This window comes from Actinocrinis puniceicyclus, assembly GCF_018283645.1.
Lineage (GTDB): Bacteria > Actinomycetota > Actinomycetes > Streptomycetales > Catenulisporaceae > Actinocrinis > Actinocrinis puniceicyclus.
The window spans coordinates 1-5,420 of record NZ_JAGSXH010000216.1 but is presented as its reverse complement, the minus strand read 5'-3'; the positions used below and the strand labels follow the sequence as shown (position 1 = coordinate 5,420).

Annotated in this window: 3 protein-coding genes; all 3 read right to left on the bottom strand. The window is 70.8% G+C overall.

All coding sequences use genetic code 11. The features are described 5' to 3' along the window. Nucleotides 1-228: 228 nt before the first annotated feature. A complete protein-coding gene (locus tag KGA66_RS27910; protein ID WP_211472393.1) occupies nucleotides 229-1,599 on the bottom strand; it encodes a Rieske 2Fe-2S domain-containing protein in 1,371 nt (456 codons plus the stop codon). 68 nt (nucleotides 1,600-1,667) lie between these two features. Continuing rightward, nucleotides 1,668-4,382: an undecylprodigiosin ligase RedH gene (gene redH / locus KGA66_RS27905; RefSeq protein ID WP_211472391.1), complete on the bottom strand. Its 2,715-nt coding sequence runs from the start codon at nucleotides 4,380-4,382 to the stop codon at nucleotides 1,668-1,670. A 17-nt stretch (nucleotides 4,383-4,399) separates the two neighbouring features. Further along, nucleotides 4,400-5,420 (bottom strand): SAM-dependent methyltransferase (locus KGA66_RS27900; RefSeq protein WP_211472389.1); only part of this gene is annotated, 1,021 nt, incomplete at its 5' end.

The following is a 5,420-nucleotide window of genomic DNA, read 5'->3' as shown; positions in this document are numbered from 1 at the left end:
CTCCTGGGGAATCGGGGCGGGCTGAGCCGGATTCGGGGTGCGGGCGGACAGACCTGCCGCGCCGGGGCGCCCGGTGCGGTCAGTCTCGCGAGGAGGGCTGACCGCTCGCTGACCGGGCATTGACCTCTTCGGACGCTGACGGGGTCACGAAGAGCGGATGTCGCAGCGACCGGCGGCGGGTGCGGGCTGGGGAGGCCACCGCACCCGCCGGCGGGGTTCGCGGGCGCGTCAGCGCGCCGAGGTGGACGCTTCAGCCGTGGACTGGTCGGCGGCGGACGGCTCGACGCCCGCGGCGCCGTTGGTCGCGCCGTTCGCAGCCGCGCCGTTCGCAGCCGTGCCGTTGGCGCTTCGCGTGCCGTTGGCCCGGCGGGTCAGGACCCTGTCGTTGTCGGCGGCCGGTGCGGTGCGCGCCGTGCGCCGGGCTGCGCCGTTCGCCGTGCCGTTCGCCGTGCCGTTCGCCGTGCCGTTCGCGGACGCGTGCGCCACGCCGTTCGCCGAGCCGGGCTCGGCCTCGGGCGCCGGTTCGGCCTCGGCCGGCGCTTCGCGGCGCGCGGCCGCCTCGGCCGCCTCGGCGGCCTCCTGCAACAGCCGGGTGCGCATCGAGACGTACTTCGCGTTCAACTCGTCGACGGGGATGAACTTGCTCACCCCGCGCGCGCTGACTTTGGGCTCCTGGCCGAGCATGACGCGCACGTCCTGGGGGTCCTGCACCCACTTCTCCATGTACAGCGACAGGCGCGGCACGAGGCGGCGCAGCTTCTCGGAGCGCAGCACGCCCTTGAGACGCGGGAACTCGTACCAGCGCAGGAAGATCTCGGTGTGCTCGTCGTCGATGGGCGCGAACCAGGCGGTGACCTCGAACTGCTTGCTGACGATGTGCGACATCGACGGGAAGGTGAAGGTCACGTCGTAGTGGTTGGCGTTGGTCGGGTCCTCCTCCTCCACGTGGTCGAAGGAGTAGCGCAGGGTCTGCCCGTCGGTCTCCAGGTGGCTGTTCTCGACCTTGGTGGCGGCCAGGTAACGCTCGCGGCCGTCGAGTCCGAGCTTGCGCAGCGTGCCGTAGAGGAACAGGTAGTCCACGTAGTTGAACCAGTGGTCCCGGTGCACGTAGGTGACGTGGTAGAACTCCAGGACGCTCTCGATGTAGCGGGTGTAGTGCACCGGACGCGTCCAGTGCATGGTGGCGTGCAGCCTGGGGTTGTCGGCGACCTCCGGCGGGATCTGCACGTCGGGCAGTTCGTGCTCCGGGCGCTCCTCGCCCCACCACATCCAGATCAGGCCATTGACTTCACGCACCGGATGGTTGCGGATGGAGAGGGCGGCGGGGATGCGGGCGTCCGAGCCGAGCGCCGGGATGGCGACGCAGGCGCCGTCCGGGCCGTAGCGGAACCCGTGGTAGCGGCACTCGACCGAGTTGCCCTTGAGCCGCCCGTCGCCGAGGTTCGCGCCCTTGTGCGGGCAGCGGGCGTCCTGGCAGACCAGGTTGCCGTCGATGTCGCGCCACACCACCAGGTCCTGGCCCATGCGGCGCACACCGGTCGGTTTGTCGTCGGTGACGTCCTCGGGCAGCAGGATCGGATACCACTGGTTGGGAATCATGAGGGGTCTCTCTCCGTCCCGCCCCGCCGCCGGGGGCGGGGCGTCGTCGTCGCGGTTGCGCGTGCGGATCAGGCTTCGAGGATTTCGACCAGGCCGGTGTCGCCGTCGACCGTGATGGTGTCGCCGGTGTTGATGCGCTGGGTGGCGTGCTTGGTGTTGACCACGGAGGGCACGTTGAACTCGCGCGAGACGATCGAGCTGTGCGAGAGCATCGAGCCGATGTCGGTGACCACGCCGCCGGCGATGGCGAACAGCGGAGTCCACGACGCGTCGGTGTAGCGGGTGACCAGGATCTCCCCCGGCTGGAACTCGTCGGCCTGCCAGACCAGGTCCTCGATGATGCGGGCGCGCCCGGTCACCCGGCCGGGACTGGCGCCCAGGCCGGCCAGCCGCGGGCCGTCGCCGGCCGGGCGCTCCCGGCGCGCCGGGTCGCACTCGCCGATGAAGGACAGCGGCGGCTCGGGCAGCCGCTTGTAGTGTTCGTACACGCGCCGGGTCTCGTCGATCGCGGCCCGCTCGAACAGCTCGCTCGCCGGGGCGCCGCCGGCCAGGTACGCGCGCACGTCGTCGAATTCGAGGAAGGCGACCTCGTCCGCGTTGTAGAGCACCCCCTCGTCGACCAGGCGCCGGGCGACCTCGTAGACGACGTTGCGGATCAGCCAGAGCGAGGTGACCATCGACATCCGCGCGGTCTCGCGCAGTTCGCTGCAGTTCGCGTAGAGCGCGATGATCTTCTCAAGGGTGGCGCGCTTGGCCCGCGGCAGCGTGCGCAGCACCGCGGTGGCGTCCTCCTGCCCGGCCTCGCCGCGGTTGCGCTTGAGGATCTCGTCGATGGACATCCCGTCCTCGGCGTACCGGCGGATCATCTGGAACAGGTATGAGGGGTCGTCGATCCAGCGCGGGTGGGTCAGCTCCATCTCCTGCTGGCTGCGGGTGCCGTTGGCGCGCAGGAACGGCTCCATGTGCCGGTCCCAGAAGAGCGAGCCGTCCTCGTCCTCGCGCAGCGCGGCCTCGATCCGCTCCAGGGGGCTGTCCCGGATGATGCTCAGCACGTTCGGGCGCTGCCGCGCGGCCTGCGCCACGGACCAGATCTCCCGTGCCGAGGCGACGGTGCGCAGGTTCGACATGTCGGTCTTGATCCGGTTCTGCAGGTTCTCCCCGGCGCTGCCGAGCCACTTCGCGCACAGCTCGGTCATCAGGCCGTAGGCGCCGAAGGCGTTGATGTAGTACGGCATGTAGCCGACGTGCATGTCGTGGTAGTGATCGAGGTAGCGGTTCAGCTCGGCGTGCAGTTCGCGGCGGGTCAGGCGGCTCAGGTCGATGCCCCGGGCGCGGTCGAACTCGAACAGTCGCGAGGCCACCAGCTGCTTGCAGCGGGTCTTCATGCGCACCAGTTCGGTCGCGGTGTGCTTGATCCAGAAGGCGGTGGACTTCACGTCCTCCATCCCGCCGGGGAAGGTCCCGTACGGGTTCTTGTACCCGGCCAGGTCCACCTCCTCGCTGACGAAACGGGCGGTGAAATGCCGCTGGTCGCGCGTGGGCAGGCACTGGCCGAGCAGGTACGAGGTGTACGAGACGTTCAGGTACACGTGCCCGTTGAGGTAACCCATGTAGCCCACGTAGTCGCCGGTGTCCCGCACACCGACCGAGGCGGCGCAGGGCCCGTGCACGTACTTCTGGTGGTGCCGGGCGAAGCTCAGGCCGAGCGGGGTCATCTGCCCGACGAAGATCTCGCCGATGTCCATGCGCGACCAGAGCGCGCCGTGCTGGACCGCGTCGGGCTGGGGGCGCAGGAAGGGGCTGCGCGCGGTGGCCGCGGCCGGCGGGCGGGTGGTGATCGGCCTGGTCTGAAGCAGGTAGAGCCGCCCGCCGCGCAGAGACCATTCGATGTCCTGCTCGCTGCCGTAGTGCGCGCGCACGCGCAGCGCCAACGCGGCCAGGTCGCGCAGTTGGGCGCGGGAAAGGCAGGGGGCGCTGCGGGCGGCGCCGTCCACCTTGATCATGCCGATCCGGCCGGGTTCGATCGGCGCGCACTTGGTCACCTTGTACCGGATACGCTCCTCGACCGGTTCCATCGTCCGGTCGTCGAGGGCGAAGAAGTCGCTGGAGACCCGCCCGGACACCAGCCCCTCGCCCAGGCCGTGGCAGGCTTCGACGATCATCCGGTGCGGCTTCGGGCTGACCGGGTCCGCGGTGAACAGCACTCCGCTGACCTCGGCCTGCACCATCTCCTGCACGACCACCGCGATCGATCCGGCGGCGGACCGGTCGGCGGCGCGGTAAGCCGCCGCGCGCGGCGACCAGAGCGAGGCCCAGCAGGTCTTGACCGCCTCCAGCAGCGCCTCTTCCCCGGCGACGTCGAGCACGGTGTCGTGCTGGCCCGCGAAGGACTGCGCGGCGGAGTCCTCCTTGCGCGCCGAGGAGCGCACGGCCACCCGTTCGACGCCCAACTGCCGGTAGGCCGCGGTGATCTCGTCGGCCAGGGGCTTGGGCAGGTCGGTGCGCGCGATCGCGTCGCGGGCCGCGGCCGGGTCCATCTCCTGGATCTTGCCGGCCAGGCCGGTGTCGGCCAGGTAGCTGTCGAACAGGTCGGTGGTGATGCAGAAGGCGGGCGGGACGGGCATCCCTGCGGCCGTCATCTCGGCCAGGCGCAGGGCCTTGCCGCCCAGCAGGGCGCCGTCCGGGGCGCTGTCGTCCGGGAAGGGGGACTCCCGGGTGAGCGCGACGATGAGCCGGGTTGCGGTGGCCGCGGTGTGCGTGGCGGCTGCGGTACGTGGTGACATGGTGGGCGCTCCTGCGGCTAGGACAGCGGGGCGTGGGGGTTGGTGCCGACGAAGGCGCGGAACTGCTCGCCGGGCACGATGCGCCGGGCTTGCGCGTCCAGGAATCCGGCCTGGGTGAACTGGTCGACCAGTTCCTCCGCGGCCGGCAGCGGGCCGCCGAAGTCGGCGTACTCGAACCACAGGTTCAGCAGGTCCAGCCCGATGTGCCCGCCCTTGCAGGAGGTGGTCAGCAGCAGCTTGCCGCCGGGGGCGAGCAGCCGGCGGGCGCGCCGCAGGATCTCCACCCGCTCGTCGGGCGTGAAGTAGTAGATGTTGTTGTGCATCGTGACCAGGTCGAACTGCGGCTCCAGGTCGAGGGTGCGCAGGTCGCCGCAGCGCACCTCGACCCGGTCGCCCAGGCCCCACTCGGCGATGTTCTTCGCGGCCTGCCGGGCGACCTCGTCCTGCAGGTCGATCGCGAGCGCGGTCAGGCGCGGGTTGACCGAGGCGGCGTAGCGCACGTAGACGCCGCTGCCGCAGCCGATCTCCAGCAGCCGCACGGGGTATTCGCGTTCGAGGGTGGCGTCGATGGCGGCCTCCACGAGCGGCTCGACGACCCGGGTGGAGCGGGCGATGACGCTGCCGTCCTGGTCCGCCATCGTGAAGCGCTCGCCGGTGCGCAGCATCCGCGGCGCGTTCAGCAGCACCGGCACGTGGTTCTGCATGACCTCTTCGAGCGCCGCGGCCAGGGCGTCGTGCTTCATCCGGGCCAGCAGCTTGGCGCTGCGGCTCTTGAGCCGGTAGCAGCCCTCGTGTTTGTCGAACTCGCCGAGCCGCACGCCCACCTCCAGCCAGGCGCGCAGCCGCTGCTTGTCCTGCTTGCCGCTCACACCCAGCTTGAGCGCCAGGGTCTCCAGGTCGCAGGGACGCACGGCCATCCAGTGCAGCATGCCGTGGCCGGCGGCGGAGGCGAGGAAGGTGGCGCGGTACAGCGGGGTGACGAACCGCTTGGACATCAGGAGCAGCAGCGGGACCTGCGGGCTGCTCAGGACCTTGCCG